Here is a 25,631-nt window from a genome sequence, read left to right as displayed (position 1 = left end):
CTTCGGGTGATGGGATCACCGGGGCCGACACGGTAGGCTGGACAGGTAGGTCCGGGTGGCGGAATGGCAGACGCGCTAGCTTGAGGTGCTAGTGCCCGTATAGGGCGTGGGGGTTCAAGTCCCCCCTCGGACACAGATTTTCCGCATCGGTGCGCACTTTGAGTGCGCATGCGCTGATACTACAGTCCGCTGCCACGGCAGCGGAGCGCGCACCGCGTGAGAATGTGCTCCACAACCAGCTATTGGCTGGCCATGGTTGCTACGGACAACCCTACGCGGGTCGGTTTACAATTACTTGATGCGGTGCGTCACGCACCTGCCGGCTCGCCGAAAACGCCACGTGGCATCGAGCGGGACCTGGCCGATACCGGGCTGGGACCAGTCGCGACGCGGCCCGGCAGAGCTGCCGGAGCCGGTCAAGCTCGGCGTTCGTGAACTGCACGTCGTAGTCGCCGACAGCGTCGTCCCAGTAGAGGAATCGGATGCCTGGGCGAGCGGCAACAACCTCGATGATTCGCGCTCGTGACTACCCGGCTGCACCGTCAGGCACTGCCACAACGCATCCAGTTGTGACCAGTCGACCCGGCCGTCCACCGGTACCTCGGCTGGGCGCAGGTTGAGCATCCTGCTCGAGCGGGCGAGACGCTTCAGGCCAGCACCAAAATTCACCTCGACATCAGCGGGCGGGACTCGTCGGACATCACCGACCGGTCGGAACCTCCCGGATGCAGCAGGCACGCAGACGAGCCCGGACGGTCGCTCGGACCAGCAGTAGCCTGAGGTCCTCCGACACGCGGCGACACTCACCTTCGCCGTCGGGGACAGGTGCCGGTGGCTACCAGCGGCCGTGGTGAGACTCAGGCGAGTGAGGGCAGCTGAAGGGGATCCGTGATCAATACTGTTAGCCTGGCCGTCCGCCGGAGATGTGGGGGAGGACGGCGATGGCAGACAAGAGCGTGGAATCCTGCGACGTAGAGGTGGACGAGCTGGGGCTGTCGCTGCTCGGGTGGCAGATCGTGGATGTTCGGGCCCGGCTGATGACCGAGTCGTATCGGGACGGGACCCACTACCAGAAGGTCACGGTGGCCGGCAGTGCGCGGTTCTTGGAGGAGGACTGGAGCACCAGGTTCGACAGCGGGACCTGGGCTCCCAATCTGATTCTCTCGCTGAACCTGCGGGACGGCGAGGCTCCGCCGAACTACGAACGCGCCGTCATGGAGACGATCGAGGTCGCCGCTAAGCGCCCGGTGCGCTTCACCGAGACGAGCGATCAGTGGGAGACCGCGCGGCGGCTGACTCCGGACCAGCTGCGGATCCGCTTGACGGCCTATGACTTCGAGGAGATCCGGCGGGACTTCGACCTGCCAGCCCGGAAGGTCACACCGCTTCCGGTGGAGGTGATCGACGAGACCACGTGGAATTCGATCCGCCTGCTGCCCACGGTGACCGCGCAGGTGTGGCACGACGAGTACGGTGACAAGGTCCGAGTGCATGCCGAGGGCATGATGGCTTTCGGGGCCGCGGAGGAGATGCTGGCCGAGCGGAAGGCCCGGCGTTCCTGGGGACAGGATGCGACAGTGGCCTCCGAGTCCCCGTTCGAGGTCAAGGGCCCCGGCTTCGTCGTGGAGATCCTCGATGACGACGACTTCCTGCTGGAGAAGCACGAGGTCGACCTGTACGCCAAGATCCCGGTGAACGATCAGGGGCGTACACCGGACCGCCAGCCGCGATGGGTCGCCAACACCACCGACAACGTCGAGGACCTCGCCGGCAAGCCGGCCCGGGTTGTCATGCGGATCCTGGACGGGGACGACCTGTGAGTGACACGCTCGCGCGGCGTCTTGAGCTTCTGCAGGAGACGCTGGTCCGGGAGAACGCGCAGGCGCCCGGACTATTTGGGGAAATCGCCCGGATGGAAGGCCTACTCGCCGAGACCTATCGGGACCGAGTGCCCTACGAGCTGCTGCAGAACTCGGACGACGCCGGCTCCCGCACGGTGGAAATCACGCACCGGGCCGACGGGTCGTTCGTCTGGCGCAACGACGGACGCGAGCTGAACGCCGCGGACATCGAGGCACTCTGCCGCAGCGCCAGCTCCACCAAGCAGCGCGGCGACTTCATCGGCTACCGGGGGATCGGCTTCAAGTCTCTGGCGGCCATTGCCACACGGATCGAGGTGCGCTCGGGGAACGTCGCGTTCGCGTTCGACCGGGATCGCGCCGCGGCGTTGCTGGGTGGCGTGCCAGTCGATTCGGTGCCGCTGATCCGCATCCCGACCGACATCCGCGACGAAGAGCGAAAGGCCGGTGTCGCCTTCACCGTGACCCGGAGCGCGACGGGCGCGGCTTTCGGCGCCATCGATCCAATCGCCGCTCTGTTCCTGCGGCACGTGGGACGCGTCGTCACCACCTCGGAAAGCGGCAGCGACGCCCTCCGGATCATCCGGAACGCGGGCCCAAGCGCTCCCCACGGTGACGGCGGCTCGGTCGCGCTGCACAGTGACGGCGGCGAGGCGCGGTTCACGCTACTCCGGCTTGGCACCGCGACGGTGGCCGTCCCGCTGGACTCCCGCGCGGTCGCGCTGACCGGGGTGCGCGGCCGCCTCGCCTGCTTCCTACCGCTCCAGGACGAGGTCGGCCTCCCGGTGGTGGTCTCCGGTGACGTGTTGACCGACCCGTCCCGCACGCACGCCGTGGTGGCCGACGCCTCCACCCGCCAGGTCCTGCGAGACGCGGCCACCGCGATCGCCGAGCAGCTGGCCACACCAGGCGCGCCCGCCTTCGACCGGCTGTGGGAGCTGCTGCTTGAAGGAGAGGACATCCGAAGCGCGTTGGTCGCCGCCACCGACACCGCCGGAAAGGTGCTGCTCAGTGCTCTCCGAGACGCGATGACCTCGCGTCGGTTGCCATTCTCCTACTCGACCCTCGTCCTGGAGCCGGAGGACGTTCCGGTCCTCTTTCCGCAGGGTGCACCGGCCGCCCTCTACGCCGCCGGCAATAGGGCGAGCGCCCGCGCGATCAAGGCAACCTTGGGCCTCACCACGTTGGACTTCAACGCGTTTTTGATCGGCCCGGACGTGCCGAAGGTCTCCGCACCGCTGCGGACGCGCCTGGCCGAGCACCTCACCGAGCTGGCGAAGATGCACGGCCGGCGGCTGAGCGAGGCCGAGCGACGGTTCGTCGAGGCCGTGGGTGGGCCGCCGAAGGAGAATCCCCAGAAAGAGGTACCCGCAACGGTGGTCGAGCGGACTCCTCCTCGTGCGCCCTTCCGCGGGGAGCCACTCTCCGAGGTAATCAGTCGGTGGCGGGTCGCCGAGGAAGCCGCACGGCAGTACCTGAATGCGCGCGGCTGGGACCTGCGCGACGTCAGCACCCAGAACATCGGCTACGACCTGGAGGGCACCCAGCCGGACGGCACTCCCGTGCGGATTGAGGTCAAGAAGGTCGAGCGCTCCGACGCCCGGTTCGCCATGACGAACAACGAGATGTCGCTGATGCTCGGCACGCCGGGGGCCTACTACCTCGCCGTCGTGGTGGGCGACGGCCGCTACGCGAAGCTGATGCTTCTGGATCCGTCCCGGGAGGGCCTGACGCGCGAGCGTGTGTGCCGCCGCTGGGACTGGGAGTTCACCGACTGGGCCCGGTTCGCGCTACCGGTGGAATGAAGCGTGCGGACACCCTCGCGCCGACGGCCGGGAGCGAGCGCGCAGACGATCCGCGTCGTCAACCCCGATGGCCGCCGACACCCCCGGGCGGCAGCGTCGAAGGGGTGATCTTCTACAGCGACAGGGGCAGCGAGTACACCTCGGCCGACTTTGCCCCAGCCTGTAATCGGTGGAAGGTGCGCCAGTCGATCGGCCGGGTCGGGTCGTGCTTCGACAACGCGTCGCCGAGGCCCACCTTCTCCACCATCAAGGTCGAGTACGTGCACCGCCGCCAGTTCCGCACCCGCACAGAAGCCCGCTTGAAGATCGCGACCTAGATCACCGACTTCTACAACCGGCGCCGCCGGCACTCCGCCTGCGCCTTGCGCTTACCCATCGACAACGAGCAGAGACCCGCGCCCTGGAGACCCGGGCGGCATAACGGAGCCCTCCACGATTCCAGGGGATTGACAGCCTGCCCCTGGCTCCTTGTCGCCGTATTTTAGCGTTCCGATTACGGTCAAGGCCGGCCGGCAGGACGCTCGTCCTCAGCGCCTTGAGCGAGATACGTGAGGAGATCCACGGCACGGTGCCGCACGGCTCGGGACCGTGCCGTGCCCACGAGAAGGCCTCAACAACCGCGGCGGCACCGGCCGCCGCGGTCAGGACGCAGACGGTGCCAGGCGGAGGTCCGGCACTTCTGACGGAATGAGGACGGTCCTTCCGCCGGGGCGGCCCGTCTCGGGCATTGCGGTTTTCGGTGCCGGGTCGGCGGGTGGGCGGGGTCCGTAGCCGTCCCATCCTGGGCGCCGCGCTCGTTGCACTCGGGGCTACATGTAGTAGCTGTACTTGGTGGCGGGCTCCTGGTCGGCGGGTACCTCGCGTAGGACTGCGCCGACGAGCCTGCTGAACCTCAGGGTGATGGGCAGGGCCTCGGCGTATTCGGCGGAGTTCCAGTTCATCTTGGTCAAGAGGAGGATCTCTCGGAGTAGCCGGTCGTGCGGGGTGTCGCCGACGTGGTCGGCGACCAGCAACGGTGTGGGCACGTGACCTTGCGGGTAGTAGCCGAGCGCGGGAATGTAGCCGGTCGCGTAGAGGTAGCTGTCGTCGCCGAGAGCGAAGGTGGTTCCGCGCAGCGGGGGGTATTGGCCCTGGCGCATGAGGCGTACATCGCTGCGCGGTGCGAGGCATACCAGGTCGTGTTCGGCGACCTGGTCGAGGCCGTCTTGGAAGCCAGCACGTTCGGGGCCGGTGAACAGCGAACTCTTGTGCACGACCACCCGGCGCGGGGTCTGCTTGCGTTCCTTGCGGTAGCGGTCGAGGACCATGCGGACCAGGTCGGCCGCGAGGTCCTCAGGAAGATGGGGGGACCGGCCGTCGCGGGCCTCATCCCAGCGGAAGTCATGACCCCGCAGGACAAGGCCGTCACCGTTTTCATCGAAAGCTTGCACCACGGAGGTGCGCAGGGTCTTGTCGCTGCCCATTGGTCGGAAGAAGCTGACCCCGATGAAGCAGGTGCCGGGGGTGATGTCCGCTGGTGACCACGGCAGTCCGCCCGCTTTGAAGTACAGGCCGGTGAACAGGTTCCAGGCGATTTCGGAGGGGTGGTCCATCTGTCGGCGTGTGTCGGTGAGTCCGGTGGTGGATTCGCGCAAGAACTGGGTGGGGATGCGGTACCGCATCGCCATCGCCTTGAACGCCCGGCGGAGGTCGCGTTCGACGAGTTGGCCGTTCTGCCGGTACTTGACTGACCGGCATGCCTTGAACAGCGCCTCCGGGATGACGATGAACACGCAATCCAGAGGATGGTCGCGGTCCTGCAGCAGCGCCATCTTCTCATCGAGTAGCGCCAGTGCACGTTCGAACCGCTCTCGGGTCTTGGTGATGTCCAGCAGTGCGTGCATCTCCCGTGTGGTGATCCGCTCGACGAGGTCGTCGTCGAGCCGTAGATCGCTTCGGAAGCCCTCGCCGGGTTCGCACCCAGGGAACGGGTGGTGTTGCGTGTCGCCGTCGACGCCACCCGCTGCTTGAGCAAGGAACCGCTGGGCTCGGTCGACGGCCTCGGCGGTCCCGACGAATCCGACGTGGATCTCGGCCGGGTGCCGGCCGGTGCCGAACGAACGGGGTCCGTGCAGCGGAATTCCGACCTTGGGATCGAGGTGCTCGGCGTCGCCAGCGAAGCGGAGCGACGGTTCGGGCAGCCACCGAGCGCCCAGGGTGGGGCGCGCGAGCGTGGGCAGGTTCCTCGGCGCAGTGGCCAGCAGGCGCGGATCAGCCTTCATCATCGTCCCAGTCGTCGAGGTCGTCATCGAGGTCCGAGGCGAAGTCCTCGGCGTCGAGCAGGCTGAGCAAGTCGTCCGGGACCGGCCCGGCGGTCAGCGCAAGCACGTCGTTGGGGACGCCGGGCCAAGTGATGTCGCAGCCGAGCAGCTCGTTCTCGATGACTAGGCGCTGGCCACCGACACGCAGCACCCTTCGCGGGCGACTGGCGGTGATGACCTCTCGCCAGAACTGGATGCCGTCGATGTACTGGCCGTTGTAGATGCGGGACTTGCGGCGTGTGACCCGCCGGCCGACCAACGGCCCGGCGAGGGGCTCGCGGCCGTCGTTGGTTAGGTGGTACTCGGGGCGTACCGACAACACGCAGCCCCGTCCGCGAAGTGGAAGGAACCGCAACGCGACCGCGTCGTGCCACCAGAAACCGCGGGACGTGCCGTCGCGGCGCACGGCCTCGCGAACCACGTCTCGGGACATCGCCCGACCGGTTTTGGACCGGTAGTCCATACGCGGACTCGACCCATCCTCGCGCAGAGTGAAGTAGTACCGGTTGTGCCCCTGGTCGAACCGCATCCCGAGGCTGCGTAGATGCCATGACAGCGTCCGGTTGAGCAGCTCCACGTACCAGCGCTGCCCGTCTGATGTGCTGCACAGGTCCCGGGCCGTCAGTGACTCGACCGCGCCCCGGTCGACTGAGCGGGCGAACGGACCCGACGCCGACCGCAGATCGTGGAAGGCAAACAAGCGCCGCTCACGGGTGATAAACGCGACCGGGCCCTCGTCGGCATCCCAGCGGACCGTGGCAGCCACCTCCTTCGGGCTGGCGGCCACGTACGGCGCCGACCGAATCTGCTGCGGCAACTCCGAGACGACCAGCAGGCTCGACAGCAACGTCTCGGACACAACGGGGGCTGCGGTGGCTTCAGTCGGCGCGGCGAGGAACGGCGCCTCGTGGCGGCGCTTCATTTCTGTCAGCACATCGACCGTGTAGGTGCGCGGCCTACGGTCGACGATCTTGTGGTGCCGTTCGCACAGCAAGATCAGGTTTTCGGCGCTGTTCCGCTCGTCGTCGGTGAGCACCCCGCGCCCGCGCGGTCCCTGCCTGCTCGCGGCGACGATGTGCGCCATCTCGCCGGTGACCACTCCGGGCTCTCCCGAATCGCCCGGCTCGCACAGCCGCTGTTCACAGCCGGTGAAGGCGCAGAGGTTTCCACTGACCGCATAGAGGCGTTTGACTTCCCGGTCCGGTATCGCTCCGCGGCTCGCCAACCGGATCCACCTCCTCAAGGTCGGGCCTGACTGTAACGGGCCGGTACGACACTCCCGCTGCCGCGAACCCTAAGCAGCGGGAGCTGGTCCACGGCCGCGGCAAGACCGTCAGCAGGCACAAGACGCCGTCTGCTGCCGAATCGACGGCTACGAGGCGCCCGCGGAAACGATGATTGCCGTGGTGCGCCGGCTCCCACAGTTCAATCCATCGGCCGCATGGTCGTCGTTCGGACCATGGAACATGTCGGTGGCCGCAGCGGCCCGGCAGGCCGTTGGACTATGCACCGGCTCGCGCGACGGCTACCTTCTGATCAATGCCGGCAACGGAAGGTGACAACGATCTGCCGGATCCCCGTGCCGTCTCGGGGTGCGGTACCAGCTGACGGTCGTCGTCACTGCTGCCATGTGTGCCGTAGTGGCCGGCTAGCGCTCGTACGCCGCGATCGCTGAGTGGGTCGCTGACGTCCCGGCCGCGACCGCGCTGGGAGGCTCCTTTGTCCTGGTGGTGAGGTAGCCGCACTCATCAGCGCTGACCCAACGCTCGGTGAGGTCCTGCCGAATGAGACGACGACCGTCGAGTACTGACCGGATATGCTGCTGCGGCCGGAGCGGTGGGGACGAACCGGGCGCGGCGCGGAGGGTGGAACAGTGGTAGAGGCTGGGCAGGACCGGTGGGTCGACGTCTCGCCCTCGCAGTTTCCTCACGAAGCCGAGGGACTGGCCCTGGTCCGGGCGATCATGCCCGACGAGACGCCGTTTCGCGCCTGGTCGAACTTTGAGTTCCGCGATTCGCGGGGCCGATGGCACGAGGTCGATCTGCTCCTTCTCGGTCGTAAGCAGCTGCACCTCATCGAGCTCAAGTACTACTCCGGCACACTGCGGGGTGACGATCAGCGCTGGGCCCGTGACGGTCGGCGGCCGGAAGATTCCCCGCTCAAGCTGACGCGGCGTAAAGCGCAGTATTTCGCGAGCAAGTTGAGAGACGAGCTGCGGCTGTGGGCGCAGGAGCAGAACGTTCAGATCTCCGACGAGCGGGACGTCATTCCGTTCGTCCAGGAGGCCGTCTTCCTGCACCACCCCGACCTGCGCTGCGTTCTCGGCCCGGCGAGTGCGATCAACCTCTATGGCCTCGACGACCGCGTCTCGCAGAGCCACCTCACCGGCATCTCCGAACTCGTGCTCGAACCTGCAGGGCGGCGGGCGATCGGCCCGAACCAGGAACACATCCTGGTCAAGCTGCTGGAGCGCATCGGCCTCGTGCAGCGCCGCGAACGCGAGGCGGGCTCGTGGGTCATCGAGGACCAGGCCATCGACTCCGACGAAGGCTGGCAGGACTGGCTCGCCTACCACCGGGTGGTCCAGCAGGACCGTGCCCGGATCCGTTTCCGGGTGCTGCCGCCGACTGCGAGTCAACCGGAGCGAGCCGCGGCCCGTCAGATCGCGGAGCACGAGTTCCGCATCATGTCGCGGCTGCAGCACGACGGGCTGCTGCGCCCTCGTGACCTGGTCGAATCCGAACTTGGCATCGGGCTTGTCTACCCGTACGACCAGCAATGGCAACGTCTCGACCTGTGGCTCGCCGGCCAGGAACAGGGCGTACCGCTGGCGACGCAGCTGTCGATGATCCGCCAGATCGGTGAGGCTTTGCAGTACGCCCACAACAACCGGGTCGTCCACCGCGGGCTGATTCCGCCCGCGGTGTGGGTGCGTCCGGTCCCCGGCACCCAGGGTGACGTCAAAGTTCGGGTCGGTGACTGGCAGGGCTCCGGAAGTCTCCAGAGCGTCTCAGCTACCAGCGGCACCGTTCATGGCGTGACCTCGCTGGTCGACGTGTCCCTGGACGATCACGGATCAGGGGCGGCCGAGGTGTTCACCGCGCCCGAGGGGGCCTGGAGCGCGGACGCCGACCGCATCCGGCTTGATGTGTTCGGTCTGGGCAGCCTGGCCTTCTATCTGCTCACCGGGCGATCGCCGGCACCGAGCCGGAGTGCCCTGAAGCAGCGCCTGCGCGACCAGCAAGGCCTCGACTTGGCGATCGAGCTGCCGCAGATCCCCTCGACGCTGCGCTCGCTCGTCCTCAAAGCGACCGATCCGGCACCCAGCCGGCGGACGGCTGACGTCACGACCTTCCTGTCGCAGCTCGGCGCGGCCGAGCGCGACGTCGCCACCGCGAACGAGGAGACCGACCCGCTCGAGGCGGCACCCGGCACCGTTCTCGACGGAAGGTTCCGCTTGATCCGGCGGCTCGGGCAGGGCTCGACGGCCGTGGGCCTGCTCGTGCAGGATCTGCTCGCCGAAGGAGACCCCGAATGCGTCCTCAAGGTGGCCCTCAACGATACGGCCGCGACGCGTCTCGACGATGAGGCGGAGGCGCTCAAGCGGCTCGACCACCCCCGTATCGTGAAGGTTCTCGATCCGCACGTGGTCGTTGGTGGCCGGCGGGCGCTGCTGCTCGAAAGCGCGGGACCGGAAACCTTGACCAGCGCTCTGCGGGCGCGTACCCGGCTGTCATACGACCTGCTTGACCGGTATGGAAAGGACCTTCTCGACAGCCTCGTCGCGCTGGACAAGGCCGGAATTGATCACCGTGACATCAAGCCGTCCAACCTGGGCGTACGGGAGAGCCGCGGCGACCGCACCAAGCACCTGATCCTCTTCGACTTCTCCCTGACCCGCGCCGCAGCCTCCGCCACGCAGGCCGGGACCCCGCCGTACCTCGACCCGTTTCTGACCGGCGCCCGGGATCGATACGACTCGGCGGCGGAACGCTATGCCGCAGCCGTGGTTCTCTTCGAGATGGCGACCGGCAGCGTCCCGGTCTACGGAGACGGCAAGGGCGACCCGGGAAGCACCCGGGACGAGGCCACCATCAGGCCGGAAATGTTCGACCAGACGTTGGCCGGCGATCTGGTCGACTTCTTCCGTAAGGCATTGGCCAGCGACGCCGGAGCCCGGCATCACACCGCCGAGGCCATGCGCACCGCGTGGCTGACGATCTTCGCGAAGGACGACACCACCGAGCCCGGCGAGTCGTACGACGAACTTGCTGCCAAGGCCGCTCTGACCACGCCGTTGCGTGACTCCGGGCTGACCGGCCGGGCACTGTCGGCGCTGGAGCCCTATGCCGTCGAGACCGTCGGCGAGCTGCTGACCGTCGACCCGGTCAGGCTGTCCCGGCTGCAGGGGGTCGCGAACTCGACTCGCTTGCAGATCACGTCACGCATCAAGGAGTGGCGCGCCCGGCTCGGTGACGAAGTCCGTACGACCGACCGAAGCGGTCCGGCGCTCAGTCCCACGGCCGCCGCCGACCTGTTGCTGCGTGTCGTCGCCACACCGCGTTCACCGTCACGCGGCGGAGTCGTCCGGCTGGTCCTGGGGTTCGACACGGCGCTCGATGCCTTCGCCACCCATGCCCAGCTCGGGGCGAACCTTGACGAGCCGGTGCAGCCGTCGCGCATCACGACACTGCTCGGAACCCTGCAGGAGCGGTGGGCGGGCGACGATGACGCGCGAGCCCTTCTTGACCGGCTGGCAGAGGCGGTCTCAGCCCGCCTCACCGAGCTCGGCTCCGTCGCGACCGTCGCCGAGCTGACCCGCACGGTGCTCGAAACGCTCGCACCCGAAACGCATGTGGACCAGCGATTGGCGCGTGGCCTGCTCCGCTTCGCGCTGGAACGGCGCAAAGCGATGAACAAGGCCGACGGTTCGCAGCTTCCGGTCTGGGTCCGCCGACGGGCGGGAGTCGTCACGCTCCTGGCCGAGGATCAGACGCTGTGTGACGTCGCCGAGTCGCTCGCCGCCGAGGCGGACCGCTTGGTCGGTGCCACCGGCGACGCTGCGAACGCGCTCATTCCAGCCCAGCGTGTGCAAGCCCGCCTCGAAGCGGCCGTCCCCGCCGAGAGCAGCTGGCCGGCGGCCCTCGCCGATCCTCTACGCCGCGTGACTCTGGCCGCTGCCGCGTCGACGCACGCGGCCGCCACCGGCGCCGGCGACCTGCACCACCGCGAATTCACCGCGCTCGCGGCCCTGGCTCAGACCTTCGCGGACTTCGGTGGGCAGCAGCTCACCCCGGACGAGATCCGCGAACGCGTACGGGTCCGGTTCCCCGCGGTGCCGGGGTTGCCGCAACGGCCGGCGCTCGACAGCCTGATCACCGACGCGGGTCTCGGCCTGACCTTCGACGACCGGCTGCGCGTCTATCGGGCCCTGCAGACCGGCGCGGCCACAACCGGGCTGGAGTCCCGGTCGGCGACCAGCCTCGCGGTGACGACATCTCCCGTCGGCACGACCGGCGCGTTGGGAGCGAGGCTGGAAACGTCCATCGGCAGCCGGTCGTTCCTCGCGCTCGGCACCCGGGCCGACCGCCTGGGCCGGTTGATCGATGCTGCCCAGGCCCGCTACGGCGCCACCACGGTCGACCTGACCGGCGCATTGCTGGAGGCACTGCGGTCGGTGTCCGCGGCTGCCAACATGCCGTGGGATCTGGTACGCGCCGCGGACGCCGAACGCGAGTCGAGCCGTCCCCGCCGGGGTTTGGAAGAGCTGATCCGCCGATCCTGGCCCGAGGTCGAGGCGGCCGTCGAGCGAGCCCTTACCGACGGGAGCGCGGACTCGCCGGTGCTGCTCACGGACGCGTCGCCGCTGGCGCGCTATGACAACATGGCGCTGCTGACCCGCTGGACCGACCTGGCCGCGCCGCGCCGCCGCGCGGTCTGGCTGCTCGTGCCGCAGCTCAACGGCAACCACGGTCCTGTGATTGACGGCCGGCCGGTGCCGCTCGCCGCACCCAACCAGTTCGTCAACCTCGACAACGAGTGGATCGACAGCACGGCTGCTCTGAGCGCAGCCACCCAGAAGGAGCAGTAGCAATGGCGGTCTCAACGGGGTTGACGGCAGCGCTCAAGAAGGTCGTCCTCGATCTGGAGGACGACCTTCGCGACCGTGTCGCCTCGCAGCCCGACGTCCTGGCGACCTGGAAGCAGGAGCACAAGGCCGCGGAAACCCGCGAGCGGACGGCCATGTCGTGGCAGGAATGGCGCGACGACCGGGTGACGCAGGCTGCGGTCGCGTGGGTACTGACCACGGTCTTCGTACGATTCTGCGAGGACAACCGCCTGCTCAAGCCGGTCTGGATCGCCGGCCCCGCCGACCGCCGGCAGGAGGCACTGGACGCGGAACTCGCCTACTTCCGCGCCCACCCCGAAGACACCGACCGGGAGTGGGTGCTCCATGCGGTCGAATACCTGCGGAACACGAAGGCGACCCGGGATCTGGTCGAGTCGCATTCGCCGCTGTGGACGGTCTCTCCGTCGGGTCAGGCCGCCAAGCGGCTCATCGCCTTCTGGCGTGAACGCACCGCCGACGGCGACCTCGTCTGGAACTTCGCTGATCGCGATTTGTCGACTCGATTTCTCGGCGATCTTTACCAAGATCTGTCCGATTACGCCAAGAGCACCTTTGCCTTGCTTCAGACGCCGGAGTTTGTCGAAGAGTTCATTCTCGACCAGACGATGGAACCAGCACTCGACGAGCGGCCGCTCGAAGGCTTCAAACTCATCGACCCCACGTGCGGATCAGGCCACTTCCTGCTTGGCGCGTTCGTGCGACTCAAGGATCTCTGGGCGACGCACGCGCCGGGCATGGAGGTGCAGGCGCGAGTACAGAAAGCCCTCGACGCCATCCACGGCGTGGACCTAAACCCGTTCGCCGTAGCCATCGCCCGCTTCAGGCTGATGGTCGCAGCGCTTCAGGCAGCCAGCCTCACGTCCTTGGAATACGCACCGGCGTTCCAATTCCAGCTCGCAGCCGGGGATTCGCTGCTGCATGGGCGCGCGCAGCTGGCGTTGGACCTGCCGGGCATGGAGGACTACGACTCAGGGCTCAGCGGGTTCGCCTACGCGACCGAAGACCTTGCGGCCCTTCGTTCGATCCTCGAACCGGGACAGTACGACGTCGTCGTCGGCAATCCGCCGTATATCCCCGTTAGGGACAAGAAGCTCAACGCGGCCTACCGCGAACTCTATTCAACTTGCAAGGGAACGTACGCGCTGACGGTCCCCTTCATGGAACGATTCTTCCAGCTGGCTAGGCCTACGTTGGGTGATCGCCAGGGAGGGTGGGTCGGTCAAATCACGTCGAACTCGTTTATGAAGCGGGAGTTTGGATCCCGACTGATCGAGGACTTCCTCAGCAAACAGGACCTTAGGCTGGTCGTTGATACCTCTGGTGCCTACATCCCTGGTCACGGAACTCCGACGGTCATAATAGTAGGTCGACACCAGGCGGCCTCGACTGACACTGTCAGGGCAGTATTAGGGATCCGCGGCGAACCAGGCCAACCCGATATCCCGGGAGAGGGCCTTGTCTGGACTGAAATTGTTAAAAATATCGGCAAAGGCGAATATGATCAGGGTGGTTTTGTTTCGGTCACCCGTCTCCCGCGCACGGTCTTGGCGACACATCCCTGGAGTCTTGCTGGCGGCGGAGTATCGGCGCTCGCTCAGAAAATCACGGACGCAAAAAGCCAGGTGCTTGGAGAAGTCATCCTCGACCTGGGCCGCACCACCAAGGTGGGTGGCGACGACGCGTGGTACTACCCGAGCCTTCGGACTGTCCATCGATATGGCCGAAACGTCGACGCTCGCCCCATCATGCAAGGTGAAGCTGTTCGCGACTACGTTGCAGGTGCCAATTCATTTGCGCTTTGGCCTTACGCTGATGATCGCGCCAATCAGTCAGTCGCCCATGACTCGGACGTGGTTTCACTGCTTTGGCCGCACCGGACGGTACTTCGTAGGCGATTGATCTTTGGCGAAACTCTAGAGGACAAGAAGCGGCCGTGGTTCGATCATCTCGAATCCTACCCGAAGCGGCTGGGAGGCCTTTCCATTGCGTTCGCTTTCGTGGCAACTCACAACCAATTTGCGCTTGATCGCGACAGTAAGCTCGCTGCCAGCACAGCGCCGGTGATTAAGCTGCCGGAGGGGGCGACGGAGGACGATCACCTCGCGCTGCTCGGAGTGCTCAACTCGTCGACAGCCTGCTTCTGGCTCAAGCAGAACAGCCATAACAAGGGAAATGGCGGGATCGGTGGTGGAATCGGCGACGAAAGCTGGGAGCCTCGTTACGAGTTTACTGGAACGACTCTTGAGGATTTTCCGCTTTGTGCCGTCCTTCCTGTCGATCGCGCACGCTCGCTAGACCGGCTTGCGCAAGGCGCGGCAATGCGTTTTGGTTCTGTAATGGCTTCAACCTCGCGCGCTCCATCTGAGGATCTTGTGCGAGATCTTCGATCAGATGATGATGCGTCGCGGAGCCAGATGATTGCCGAGCAGGAGGACCTCGATTGGAAAGTCTACTGGCTGTATGGGATAATCGATGAAGATCTAACATCTTCCCTAGAGGAATTGCCGCACCTATCTCTTGGTGAGCGAGCTTTCGAGATAGCACTTGCTCGCAAGGTTGCGGCTGGCGACGAGTCGACGCAGTGGTTCGCCCGCCATGGATCGACCCCGATTACGGAGATTCCGACACGCTGGCCGCAGGGATATCGGGAGCTGGTGCAGCGGCGGCTTGATCTGATCGAGTCAAACAAGTTTATCAACTTGCTTGAGCGGCCCGAGTGCAAGCGGCGGTGGGCAACTGAGCCCTGGGAGAAGCGGGTTGAAAAGGCGTTGCGGGCGTGGCTTCTCGACCGGCTAGAGGCCCACACGTACTGGTTCGATGCTCAGGGGCGGCCGACTGTGCGGTCGATTGCTCAGCTCGCCGACATCGTGACCCGTGACTCAGACCTCGTCTCCGTCCTGCAGCTGTGGGACGGTCGCAAGGATCGGTCGGTTACCCAGCAGCTCTCCACGCTGCTGGACACGGAGAGCGTGCCCTTCCTGGCCGCGTACCGGCTTAAGGATTCCGGGCTGCGTAAGCGTGAGGCCTGGGAGCACACCTGGGATCTGCAGCGCCGCGAGGACGAGGGTGAGAAGGTGGGCGAGATTCCGGTGCCGCCGAAGTACACGTCCGCGGACTTCCGGAAGCAGTCGTGGTGGCAGCACCGGGGCAAGCTCGACGTACCCAAGGAGCGGTTCATCCTCTACCCGAACGCTGGGCGAGAGACCGACCCCACCCAGTTGCTCGGGTGGGCCGGCTGGGACCATGCTCAGCAGGCCCTGGCCCTGAACGCGGTGATCGCCGAGCGGGAGGCCGAAGGCTGGGCCGACGATAAGCTTGTCCCCCTGGTTGCCGGTCTCGCGGAGCTTCAGCCCTGGGTGCGGCAGTGGCACGACGAGACCGACTCCACCTATCAGCTCAACCTGGCCGACTACCTCGAAGAGCAGCTGCGCGGTCGCGCTCACCAGGTGGGCATGACGGTCGAGCAGCTCGGTGCCTGGAGGCCGCCGGCCGCCAGTCGCGGACGGCGGCCGAGGTCGTGACGGCCATGACGATGCAGCTTGAGGAGAAGGCGTGAACACCCCGCTCCGTGACGTCATCAGCATTCCCGAGCGTGCCGGCGCGGAGGACTACGTTCTGCGTCTGACCGACTCGGTCGGGCACAGCGCGGTCCAGCGCACGCTTGACGAGTATGTCGTCACCGATGCACTTGTCGAGGCGTTCGACGCGGCTATGGGCTTGGTGGCGGAGGGCATCACCTCCGGCACGAGCCGCGGCTCGTTCCTTACCGGTTCATTCGGTTCGGGTAAGTCGCACTTCATGGCCGTGCTGCATGCCCTCCTTCAACACGAGCCGGCCGCCCGCTCCAAGGCTGAGCTTCAGCCCGTGGTGGCGCGCCACGACCCCGTCCTGGCCGACCGCAAAATCCTGCCGCTCGCCTTCCACATGCTCGGGGCGCGGACGATGGAGGAGGCCCTCTTCCAGGGCTACATCCGCCAGATCGGCGAGCGTCACCCGGGGGCGCCGCTGCCGGCTGTACACAAGTCTGATGCTCTTCTCGAAGACGCTGAGCGTTACCGGGCCCAGCTCGGTGACCAGCAGTTCTTCGCCGGCCTTAACGGCGAAGCAGGGGGCGAGGGCGGCGGCGCGGCCGATCCCTGGGCTGCTGTGCTGGGCGCGGGGGAGTGGGATGCTGTTCGCTACGCCGAGGCGCGTGCCGCCTCGGCCGCGAGCCCCAGCCGGCAGAAGCTGGTGTCGGCTCTGGTCGAAACGTACTTCCGCTCCTACACGCAGCAGGCGGAATACGTCGACCTGGACACCGGACTGGCGGCGATTTCGACGCACGCCAAGAGCCTCGGCTACGACGCCGTGGTCCTGTTCCTGGACGAGCTGGTCCTGTGGCTGGCGTTCTCGGTGCAGGACCGGGAGTTCTTCCGCCGCGAATCGCAGAAGCTCACCAAACTGGTCGAGTCGTCCATCGGTGGTCGTCCTATCCCGCTCATCTCCTTTGTGGCCCGGCAGATGGACCTGCGGCGCTGGTTCGCCGACTCGGGCGCCAGCGGCGCGGAGCAGGACGCGCTCGACCGCGCCTTCCGCCACCAGGAAGGCCGGTTCGGTGTCATCCCGCTCGGCGACGACAACCTGCCGTACGTGGCCAATCGCCGCCTCCTGCAGCCCAAGGACGAGGATGCTGCCGTCGTGCTCGAGGGCGCGTTCGGTGCGATCGACCGCCGGCCGGCGGTGTGGGACGTGCTGCTCGACGGTGTGAACACCGATGAACGGCATCGGGGCTCCGATGAGAAGGCGTTCCGCCTCACCTACCCGTTCTCGCCGGCCCTGGTGTCGACCTTGCGTAGCCTGGCCAGCGTCATGCAACGGGAGCGGACCGCGCTCAAGGTCATGCAGCAGATGCTCGTCGACCGGCGCGAGACTCTTACGATCGACCAGATTATCCCGGTCGGTGACTCCTTCGACCTTGTGGTGCAGGGGCAGACCGGGCAGGCGCTGGACGCCGAGGCGGCTGCTCTCTTTCGGTCGGCCAACAAGCTCTACACGGACAAGCTGCGGCCCTTGCTGCTCGGGATTCACGGCATCGACGAGCGGACCCTGCGCGAGGAGCCCGAGAAGGTTCCGCCGGGATTCCGCACCGATGATCGGCTGGCCAAGACTCTCCTGTTGTCGGCCGTCGCCCCGAAGGTTCCGGCCCTGATGGCGCTGACCGCGGCCCGGCTCGCGTCGCTCAACCACGGTTCCATCGTGTCGCCGCTGCCGGGTGGTGAGGCGGCTGTCGTGCTGTCCAAGGTGCGCACCTGGGCCCGGGACATTCCGGAGATCCATCTCGACGGCGACGACCGGAACCCGACGATCCGGGTGCAGCTGTCCGACGTCGACTACGAGTCGATCGTGGAGCGGGCCAAGGCCGAGGACAACGAGGGCCGGCGCCGTGAACTGTTGAAGGAACTCGTCAGCGAAAGCCTGGGCATTACGCTGGCGTCCCAGGACCTGCAAGGCGCCTACCCGTACGACTTCACCTGGCGTGGCTCGAAGCGCAAGGTCGATGTACTCTTCGGCAACGTTCGCGACCGCAGCTGGCTGTCCGACGACCACTTCCGGGCGGCCCCGGACACCTGGCGCATCGTCATCGACCACCCGTTCGACGACCCGGGCCACTCGACAGCCGAGGACCTGCAACGGCTGGACGAGATGGTGGCTCGCGGTGTGCAGGAGCGGACCGTGGTGTGGCTGCCGCGGTTCCTGTCGGACGACAAGATCCGCGAACTGCGACGCCTCGTCATCCTCAACTGGCTGCTCGAAGGCAGCACCGAGCGCTGGCAGGGGCACGCCGACCACCTCAACGAGACCGACCGTGCCCTGGCCCGGTCAATCCTGGAGTCCCAGCGAAACACGCTGCGGCGCAGCCTTGAGGACGCGGTGCAGCAGGCATACGGCGCCGCGTCACCGCGCCCGGGTGTCCTCATCGAGGACGCGTCACACGAGCGGACGCTGTTCTCCTTCGAGCGCCGCTTCGCCCCTGTCAATCCGGTCGGCGCCACGCTCGGTCAGGCCTTCAACAACCTGCTCGACCAGGCGTTCAAGGCCCTCTACCCCGCGCATCCGCTGTTCGAGCCAGGCGACGTCGAGGTCAAAGTCCGCGACCTCAAAGCCGTTGCTCGGTACGTCGCACAGAGCGCGGCGGACAGCGAGAAACGCGTCGAGCTTCAGGCCGACGCCGCCGTGGTACGACGGATCGCGGAGCCGCTCGGCGTCGGCAAGGCCACGGAGATGCACTACCTCTTCGGCGACGATCGGTTCACCCCGTGGGGCCAGGAGATCGAGCGAGCACTCGGCCGACGAGCGCAGGAACATGGCAAGCCCGCCGACGGTCCGGTGACCGTCGCGGAGCTGCGGCGCTGGATCCGAGACGTCTCGCCCGCCCATGGGCTGCGGGACGAGGTCGCCGACCTGGTTGTCATCGCGTGGGCGGCGCTGCGGCAGCGGGCTTGGTTCCAACAAGGGACGGCGCTACCGGTCGTACCGGAGCCTGGCTCGCTCACCCCGGTGATGGAGCTGCGCACCCAGGAACTGCCGTCCGCCGGTGATTGGGAGACGGCGCGAACCGTGGCCGGCGCGATGCTCGGCATCACAGCCGGGGCGTATCTCACCGCGCCCGCTGTGGCTGATTTCGTCGGGCAGGTCGCCACCAAGGCAGCGGAACTATCGAAGACAGCGCCCGGGCTGGTGGGAGCGATCGAGGCGGCGTACCGACGTCTGGCGATTGCAGAAGGTAGCCGGCTGAGGACCGCCAAAGCCTGTTCCGCGCTGATGCAGCAACTACGTCACCTGGACGGCGTCAAGCTCGTCCAGGTGTTGGCGAAGGCGGATCTCGGCGGTGCGACTCCAGTCGCCGCGGGCAAATCGCTGGCTTCGGCGGACGCTGTTGACAAGGCACTCACTGCGTTTCCTTGGCACCGGCTCGACCCGCTTCGCGAAGCTATGAAGGGCGAGGGAAGCCGCGCCGCGGATGCTGCTGCCGTCGTGAACGGCCTACGGGCCGCTCTGGAGCAGGACGAGTTACCAGTCCCGATCGGACGGGCGCTTGCCTCCTGCGAGGACGGGATCTTCAGCTGGTTGGCGGGAAGCACCGCGCCCCCGGCGGGTCCTACGCCCAAGCCAAAGCCGCCGGTGGTGTCGGGGCCCAAGGCCGGGAGTTCCAGCCGGGCAGGCGGAGCGGGAAACAGAGACATCATGGACCAGCTGCAAGCCTTCTTGAACGACAACCCTGACGTCACCGTTGAGGTGACGTGGCGAGTGCTGCCGTGACCGTCGCCATGGCCACAACGCGGGTGAGCGCATCGATGGTGCTCGCCATCGTTGACGAAGCCCGCGCTAAGAACTACGGCAGCGGCGTCATCGGCATCCGTGGCGTCCCCGACCGCGCCATCACCGCCGACCTCCAACACCAGGGCCAGACCGTACGGGTCCGAGCGGCCGAGTCAGCGCTGGCCGCCCGCGAGCTGCTCGGCGACCACCGCGACGGCGACTGGCTCGTCGTCGTCACCGACCGTGACGACGCCGACCTCGGCGCCGGTATCCTCGCCCACTTCATCTGGCAGCGCTTGCGCAGCCCTGACCCGTGGGAGGCAGTGCGGACTCGATTCGCTGCCACCGGGATCGACCCTGCCCTGACCAGCCGACCGGACAACCGAGAGCTCGCCACCGCGTTGGTCGCTGCAACCCCGCAGGCGGGCTGGCCTGCAGCCCCGGCCGGAGTCCTCACCCGCACCCACGCACTTGGTGCCGTCGCCGCAACCCACCTCGGCTTCGATACGGACACCGCCGACGTCCTCGGCGTCCTCCGCTGGTCGATCGCTGCGCAGAGCGTCGCCTCCCTCGGTGCTTTGCGCCGAAGCGTCGGAGACCTGCTCGCCGACACCACGCTTGACTGGATCGCGCAGCGGGCGGGCTCGGCGGCAGGCCCGATACGTGCGCTGCTGTCTCGCGGCGAGCTCGCCGACGTCGTACCGCTCGGTCTGGTCCTCCGCTTGCTGACCGCTGACCGATATGACCCACCGACAGCGCATCAGGCCCAACTTGCTCTGGTCCGGCTCGAACCGCGGTGGGGCGATACCAGCCCTTCGCAGGCCGCGTTGGCCACACTCGGACAAGCAGCGGACACACTGTTGTCCGACCTGATTCACGATCGGCGCGCCGATGACGATGTCGCGCGCTCCCTCGACCGGGCCGACGTAATTCTCACGCATCTCCAAGCCGAGCCGCTGGCCCGCTACTCAGAACTTCTCGCCGGCGGATTACGAGCACGATTTGTCGCGCTTGCCGACGCCCTGCGACGGGCAGTCGCTTCACCTGGCCATCTCGACAACACGAACACCGTCGAGACCGCCTGGGCAGCAGTTCAGAAGCACCGGCTCGGAGCGAAAACGCCACTTCGCGTTCCCTTCGAGGCTGCGGTACGACTTGTCCGGTGGCTCGCGGAGGTTGATCCACCGCCCGGCGCTGCCTCGGATGCCGCTGCCCTCGGGGCTCTTGTGCGCCAGTACCTCGACAACGCGGCGTGGGCTGACGCGGCGATCAACGACGCGTTCGGCGGCGTTGACGATCCGAGCCTGTCAAGCGCACTCCATGCCGTCGTCACGGCCGCGCAGAAGCGACGTCGCGCCCAGGAACGTCGCTTCGCCCGGGCGCTCGCCTCAGCGCCAATCCCTACCAGCCGCGGCGTGCCCGCCGACTCGGGAACCATCTGGTACCTGGAGCAATTGCTACCAGGCTGCGTCATCCCGCTCGCCCGCAAGGCCCCCGTGCTGCTGCTCGTCCTCGACGGCATGAGCGCCGCTGTCGCGACGGAGATCCTGTCCGACGCGACTACACGTCTCGGCTGGCTCGAGGCTGCCCTCCCAGGAGCCGGCAACCGCCGAAGGACCGCAGCGCTCGCGGCGTTGCCGTCAGTCACCGAGGTGAGTCGTGCCTCTTTGCTCTCCGGCCGCCTAACCCGCGGGCAGCAGTCCGAAGAACAGCACGGGTACGCCGAAGTCACCGCCAAAGGCGGAAAGATCACTGCACGGCTCTTCCACAAAAAGGCAGTGGATACGACGGCAGCAGGCTGGTCGGTCAGCCCGGACGTCGGCGGTGCCATCGATGACATCGAGCTGTCGCTGGTGACCGTCGTCCTGAACACGATCGACGACGCACTCGACCGCAGCGACCCCGCGGGAACGGTTTGGACCGCTGACGCTGTCAAGCATCTTGAACCGGTTCTCGCTCGGGCTGCAGCCGCAGGGCGAACCGTCGTCGTGACCTCCGACCACGGTCACATCGTCGAACGCCGCCAAGGCGCACAACGCTCGTACCCGAATATTTCCAGTGCTCGTTCTCGCCCGGCGACCGCTCCCATCCAGGACGACGAAATTGAAGTCAGCGGTTCTCGCGTCCTCACCGACGGCCACCGAGCCGTCCTGGCCGTCGACGAGACCCTCCGGTACGGACCCCTGAAAGCCGGCTACCACGGGGGAGCGAGCGCAGCGGAGGTCGTCGTCCCGGTCGCCGTCCTCGTACCTGATGAAACCCGCAACCGGGCCGGCCTGGACTTGCTGCCACCGCAGGAACCCACCTGGTGGCTCACCTCCGCAGCCGCTCCGCGGCTGCCTGCCGAGCCGCCCGCCCCGAAAGCCGCGACCACCAAGAGCCGCGGAGATCGACAGGACAGCCCGACCCTGTTCGACCTGAGCCCACAGGCCACCGAGCAACCGGCGGTGACACTCGGCCAGGCCATCGTGACCAGCTCCGTCTACAAGGCACAGCGGAGGATCAACGGCCGCCTCATCGTCACCGACGATCAGATTGCGAGCATCATCGACGCGCTGGTGGGGGCAACTGCCAACCGGCTGGCACCAACCCTCGCGGCCCAAGCCCTAGGAGTGGCACAGACCCGGCTCCGGGGTGCGCTGACGCAGGTTCAGCAACTGCTCAACATTGAGGGGTACGCCGTTCTGGCCGTCGAACCAGCGACCGGCACGGTCACGCTTGACGTCACACTCCTGTCCGAGCAGTTCGAGGTGCCCTCGTGACGCTGGACGTCTCCCAGCGGCGCCGACGCGAGGTGATCGATGCGCTTCGCCGTGGAACCGTTCCGGAGAGCGGACTCGACCTGCTCGCGGTCGGCCTCGACCGATTTTCCGCCGCTCTCGACGGCGAGCTCGACACGGTCAGTTCTGGCGGCGCCGTGTTCAAGGCGGTGCGGGGCGAATACGGCGCTGGCAAAACCTTCTTTACTCGACACTTGGCCGAGCGGGCTCTCCGCCGCGGTTTCGCCGCGGCCGAGGTACAGATCTCCGAGACCCAGACGCCGTTGCACCGGTTGGAGACCGTGTACCGGCGCATCACCGAGTCCATGCGGACGGCGTCGATACCATCCAGCGCGTTCCGCGCTGTTCTTGACTCCTGGCTGTTCACGCTGGAGGCCGATGCGCTCGAAGCTGATCCCGCCGCGGAGGCAGACGTGGGCGCGGCGGTGGATCGGCTCCTCGAACAGCGGCTCGCCCAGGTCAGCAAGCACTCCCCGCTCTTCGCACTGGCGTTGCGTGGCTACCGGGCGGCGTTGAGCTCGGGCGACACCGTCGTCGCCGACGGACTGGCCGCATGGACGGCCGGACAGCCACAGGTCGCGGCGTCGGCGAAACGAGCCGCCGGAATCCGCGGCGAGCTCGACCATTTCGGCGCCATGGCCTTCCTTCAGGGGCTGCTCACCGTCCTGCGGGACGCCGGCCATCCGGGGTTGGTCCTTGTCCTCGACGAGGTCGAGACACTGCAACGGGTCCGTGGCGACGTCCGGGACAAGGCACTCAATGCGCTGCGCCAGATGATCGACGAGGTGCACTCCGGACGCTTCCCCGGACTGCATCTCGTCATCACCGGCACGCCTGCGTTCTACGACGGGCAGCAGGGCGTGCAACGGCTCGCCCCGCTGGCGCAACGGCTTGCCGTCGACTTCGGCACGGATCCCAGATTCGACAACCCCAGGGCCGTGCAGATCCGTCTGCCGGGCTTCACGATCGGGTCCCTGGTCGAGCTGGGTGGCCGCGTTCGGGATCTCTACGCCGCCGGGTCAACTGATCCCGACCGGATACGGACTCTGGTCGACGACGCGTATCTTGACCAGCTGGCTCGTGCCGTTGCCGGCGGCCTGGGTGGAAAGGTCGGCATCGTGCCGCGCCTGTATCTGAAGAAGCTGGTGGGCGATGTCCTCGACCGCGTCGACCAGTTCCCGGACTTCGACCCCAGGCAGCACTACGCGCCGACCATGTCGGCAGCGGAGATGACCGACGTGGAACGCAACGCCGCAAGTGCCGACGACATTGCACTAGACGTGTGACTGCCGCCGACCTGCTACATCCCGTGCTGCTGCACCACATCGTCAACTCCCTGCAATGGCCGGGTCTGCGACCCCTGCAGGATGCTGCTGTGGAGCCGCTTCTGGCTGGCGAGGACACGCTCCTCCTCGCCCCGACCGCTGGGGGCAAAACCGAAGCGGCAGCGTTTCCGCTGTTGTCCCGGATGGCAGCCGAGGGCTGGTCCGGAACCTCAGTGCTTTACCTCTGCCCGCTCAAAGCTCTGCTCAACAATCTGCTGCCGCGCTGGGAACGCTACGCCGACTGGCTGGGACGGCGAGCCGCGCTGTGGCATGGCGACGTCACCGCGTCGAGACGGCGGGCCATCCTGGCTGCCCGCCCGGACGTGCTCCTGACCACGCCGGAATCCCTGGAGTCGATGCTGGTCAGCCGTAACGTCGACCATCGGGCGTTCTTCGTCGGCCTGCGTACCGTGGTCGTCGACGAGGTGCACGCTTTTGCCGGCGACGACCGTGGCTGGCATCTGCTCGCCGTCCTGGAACGTCTGACCCACCTGATCGGCCGGCCCGTTCAGCGGATCGGGCTCTCGGCAACCGTGGGCAATCCGGATCGCCTGCTGACCTGGCTGCAGGGCTCCGGCGCGGGTGTTCGGGTCGGACGCGTCGTCGCTCCTGACCTGCCGGTCGCCGCGACAGCGACTGCGGCGACAGCTCCGCCGGGCGAAATCGAACTCGACTTCGTCGGATCCCTGCAAAATGCTGCCACTGTGCTCGCCGGGCTGCACTCCGGTGAGAAACGGCTGGTCTTCTGCGAATCCCGCCAGGCCGTAGAACAGCTCGGCAGTCTTCTGCGGGAGCGCGGCATCACCACCTTCCTGTCACACGCCTCGCTGTCCGCTGACGAAAGAAGACGCTCGGAAGAGGCGTTCGCCGAGGCGCGTGACTGTGTCATTGTTTCGACCAGCACACTCGAACTGGGGATCGACGTCGGTGATCTCGACCGCGTCATTCAGATCGACGCCCCCTCAACCGTGGCCTCATTCCTGCAACGACTCGGGCGCACAGGTCGGCGGCCTGGCAGCCTGCGCAACTGCCTCTTTCTCACCCGCAGCGGCGACGCCCTGCTGGAGGCAGCGGCCCTGCTGGTGCTCTGGGGCCGCGGATGGGTCGAGCCGGTCGTCGCCCCGCCAGAGCCACGGCACCTCGTCGCCCAGCAGATGCTCGCGCTCTGCCTGCAAGAACACCGAGTGGGAGATCAGAACTGGCCGCAGTGGTGGAACGGTCTGGACCCCTTCGGCCGCGGCGCCACCCCGATCGTTCGCCATCTGATCGATCAGGGCTACCTCGACAGCGACAGCGACATGCTTTACATCGGCCCCGAAGCTGAACGGCGCTTCGGGCACCGACACTTCATGGGCATGACAGCAGTATTCGTCGGAGCACCTGAGTTCACCGTTCTGGTGGGCCGCGACGAGCTGGGCCGCGTCGACCCCGCGCTGCTCACGGAGGAGGTGCAGGGCGACCGCCGACTGTTACTCAACGGGCGAAGTTGGCGGGTCACCTACATCGACTGGCGGCGCCGGCGCTGCTTCGTCGAACCCGCCGAGAGCGGCGGAAAGGCTCGCTGGACGACCGGGGGCTGGGCAGGCCTCGGATTCGAGCTGAGCCGCGCCATGCGGGAGGTACTTCTTGGTGCTGATCCCCCTGTGAAGCTCACTCAGCGAGCAGCGAAGCGGCTCGCTCACGAACGGGATGAACGATCCTCGCTGGTACATCCGGGAGGCACCGTCATCCTCCGCGATCAGAATGGTGGTGACCTGCGGTGGTGGACCTGGGCCGGTTTCCGCGCGAACGCCACCTTGGCGGCCACGTTGACCGAGGTGGTCGACCCGGTCCAACGCTTCGATGACTGCCAGGTCCGCCTACGGGCGAATCTCACTCGGGAAGAATGGCGGACACTCATCGCCGATGCAGATCAGCGTCTGTGCTTGCCCGAGGTCAACAAGAAGGCTCTTGACGGACTCAAGTTCAGCGAGGCACTGCCGGAGCGGCTCGCGCTGGCGACGTTGGCGTCTCGCCTCGCCGACCTCGATGGCGCAACCGCTGTCCTGCAGGAGCCGACGCGGTTCGTTCAGACATAGCCGGGCAGCGGGTCGATCTGGCTGTGTGACGTGTTCGAGTTCGGCTACGAGGTTC

12 protein-coding genes and 1 tRNA gene are annotated in these 25,631 nt (G+C 67.0%); 11 read left to right on the top strand and 2 right to left on the bottom strand.

Annotated features, from left to right (window positions below):
- Window positions 1-49 precede the first annotated feature (49 nt).
- The 5 genes from O7597_RS00460 to O7597_RS00440 all read left to right on the top strand — a co-directional run bounded on the left by O7597_RS00460 (window position 50) and on the right by O7597_RS00440 (window position 3,981).
- Window positions 50-133 (top strand) — tRNA-Leu (locus tag O7597_RS00460).
- A 165-nt stretch (window positions 134-298) separates the two neighbouring features.
- Window positions 299-526, top strand: coding sequence for a hypothetical protein (locus O7597_RS00455; RefSeq protein WP_281581727.1), 228 nt, complete (start codon window positions 299-301; stop codon window positions 524-526).
- A 415-nt stretch (window positions 527-941) separates the two neighbouring features.
- Window positions 942-1,820 carry a hypothetical protein gene (locus O7597_RS00450; protein ID WP_281581726.1) on the top strand — a complete coding sequence of 293 codons (879 nt, stop codon included), beginning with the start codon at window positions 942-944 and terminating at the stop codon, window positions 1,818-1,820.
- Window positions 1,817-3,664, top strand: coding sequence for a DUF3883 domain-containing protein (locus tag O7597_RS00445; protein ID WP_281581725.1), 1,848 nt, complete (start codon window positions 1,817-1,819; stop codon window positions 3,662-3,664). The genes O7597_RS00450 and O7597_RS00445 overlap by 4 nt, the downstream gene beginning before the upstream one ends.
- 104 nt (window positions 3,665-3,768) lie before the next feature.
- Window positions 3,769-3,981 carry a hypothetical protein gene (locus O7597_RS00440; protein WP_281581724.1) on the top strand — a complete coding sequence of 71 codons (213 nt, stop codon included), beginning with the start codon at window positions 3,769-3,771 and terminating at the stop codon, window positions 3,979-3,981.
- A gap of 492 nt (window positions 3,982-4,473) precedes the next feature.
- Here the strand turns inward: O7597_RS00440 and O7597_RS00435 are convergent, their stop codons facing one another.
- Window positions 4,474-5,952, bottom strand: a complete 1,479-nt coding sequence (locus O7597_RS00435; protein ID WP_281581723.1) for a hypothetical protein — start codon at window positions 5,950-5,952, stop codon at window positions 4,474-4,476.
- Entirely contained in the window at window positions 5,915-7,189 is a 1,275-nt protein-coding gene (locus tag O7597_RS00430; RefSeq protein ID WP_281581722.1) for an HNH endonuclease, read from the bottom strand. Before O7597_RS00430 ends, O7597_RS00435 begins: the two co-directional genes overlap by 38 nt.
- 648 nt (window positions 7,190-7,837) lie before the next feature.
- Between O7597_RS00430 and pglW the strand changes: the two genes are divergently transcribed.
- Genes pglW through O7597_RS00400 form a run of 6 tightly spaced genes read left to right on the top strand, consistent with a single transcriptional unit; the run spans window position 7,838 to window position 25,576 of the window.
- Window positions 7,838-12,055: a BREX system serine/threonine kinase PglW gene (gene pglW, locus O7597_RS00425; protein WP_281581721.1), complete on the top strand. Its 4,218-nt coding sequence runs from the start codon at window positions 7,838-7,840 to the stop codon at window positions 12,053-12,055.
- A 2-nt stretch (window positions 12,056-12,057) separates the two neighbouring features.
- Window positions 12,058-15,615: a BREX-2 system adenine-specific DNA-methyltransferase PglX gene (gene pglX, locus O7597_RS00420; protein WP_281581720.1), complete on the top strand. Its 3,558-nt coding sequence runs from the start codon at window positions 12,058-12,060 to the stop codon at window positions 15,613-15,615.
- A 31-nt stretch (window positions 15,616-15,646) separates the two neighbouring features.
- On the top strand, window positions 15,647-19,393 hold the full coding sequence (locus O7597_RS00415) for a hypothetical protein (protein ID WP_281581719.1): 3,747 nt from the start codon (window positions 15,647-15,649) through the stop codon (window positions 19,391-19,393).
- Window positions 19,390-22,155 (top strand): BREX-2 system phosphatase PglZ, encoded by a 2,766-nt coding sequence (gene pglZ, locus O7597_RS00410; RefSeq protein ID WP_281581718.1) that lies wholly within the window; start codon window positions 19,390-19,392, stop codon window positions 22,153-22,155. Before O7597_RS00415 ends, pglZ begins: the two co-directional genes overlap by 4 nt.
- A complete protein-coding gene (brxD, locus tag O7597_RS00405; RefSeq protein ID WP_281581717.1) occupies window positions 22,152-23,459 on the top strand; it encodes a BREX system ATP-binding protein BrxD in 1,308 nt (435 codons plus the stop codon). Before pglZ ends, brxD begins: the two co-directional genes overlap by 4 nt.
- Window positions 23,456-25,576 carry a DEAD/DEAH box helicase gene (locus O7597_RS00400; protein ID WP_281581716.1) on the top strand — a complete coding sequence of 707 codons (2,121 nt, stop codon included), beginning with the start codon at window positions 23,456-23,458 and terminating at the stop codon, window positions 25,574-25,576. Before brxD ends, O7597_RS00400 begins: the two co-directional genes overlap by 4 nt.
- The last annotated feature ends 55 nt before the right edge of the window (window positions 25,577-25,631 follow it).

Source organism: Verrucosispora sp. WMMC514, assembly GCF_027497295.1.
GTDB lineage: Bacteria > Actinomycetota > Actinomycetes > Mycobacteriales > Micromonosporaceae > Micromonospora > Micromonospora palythoicola.
This window is presented reverse-complemented; position numbering and strand designations above follow the sequence as displayed.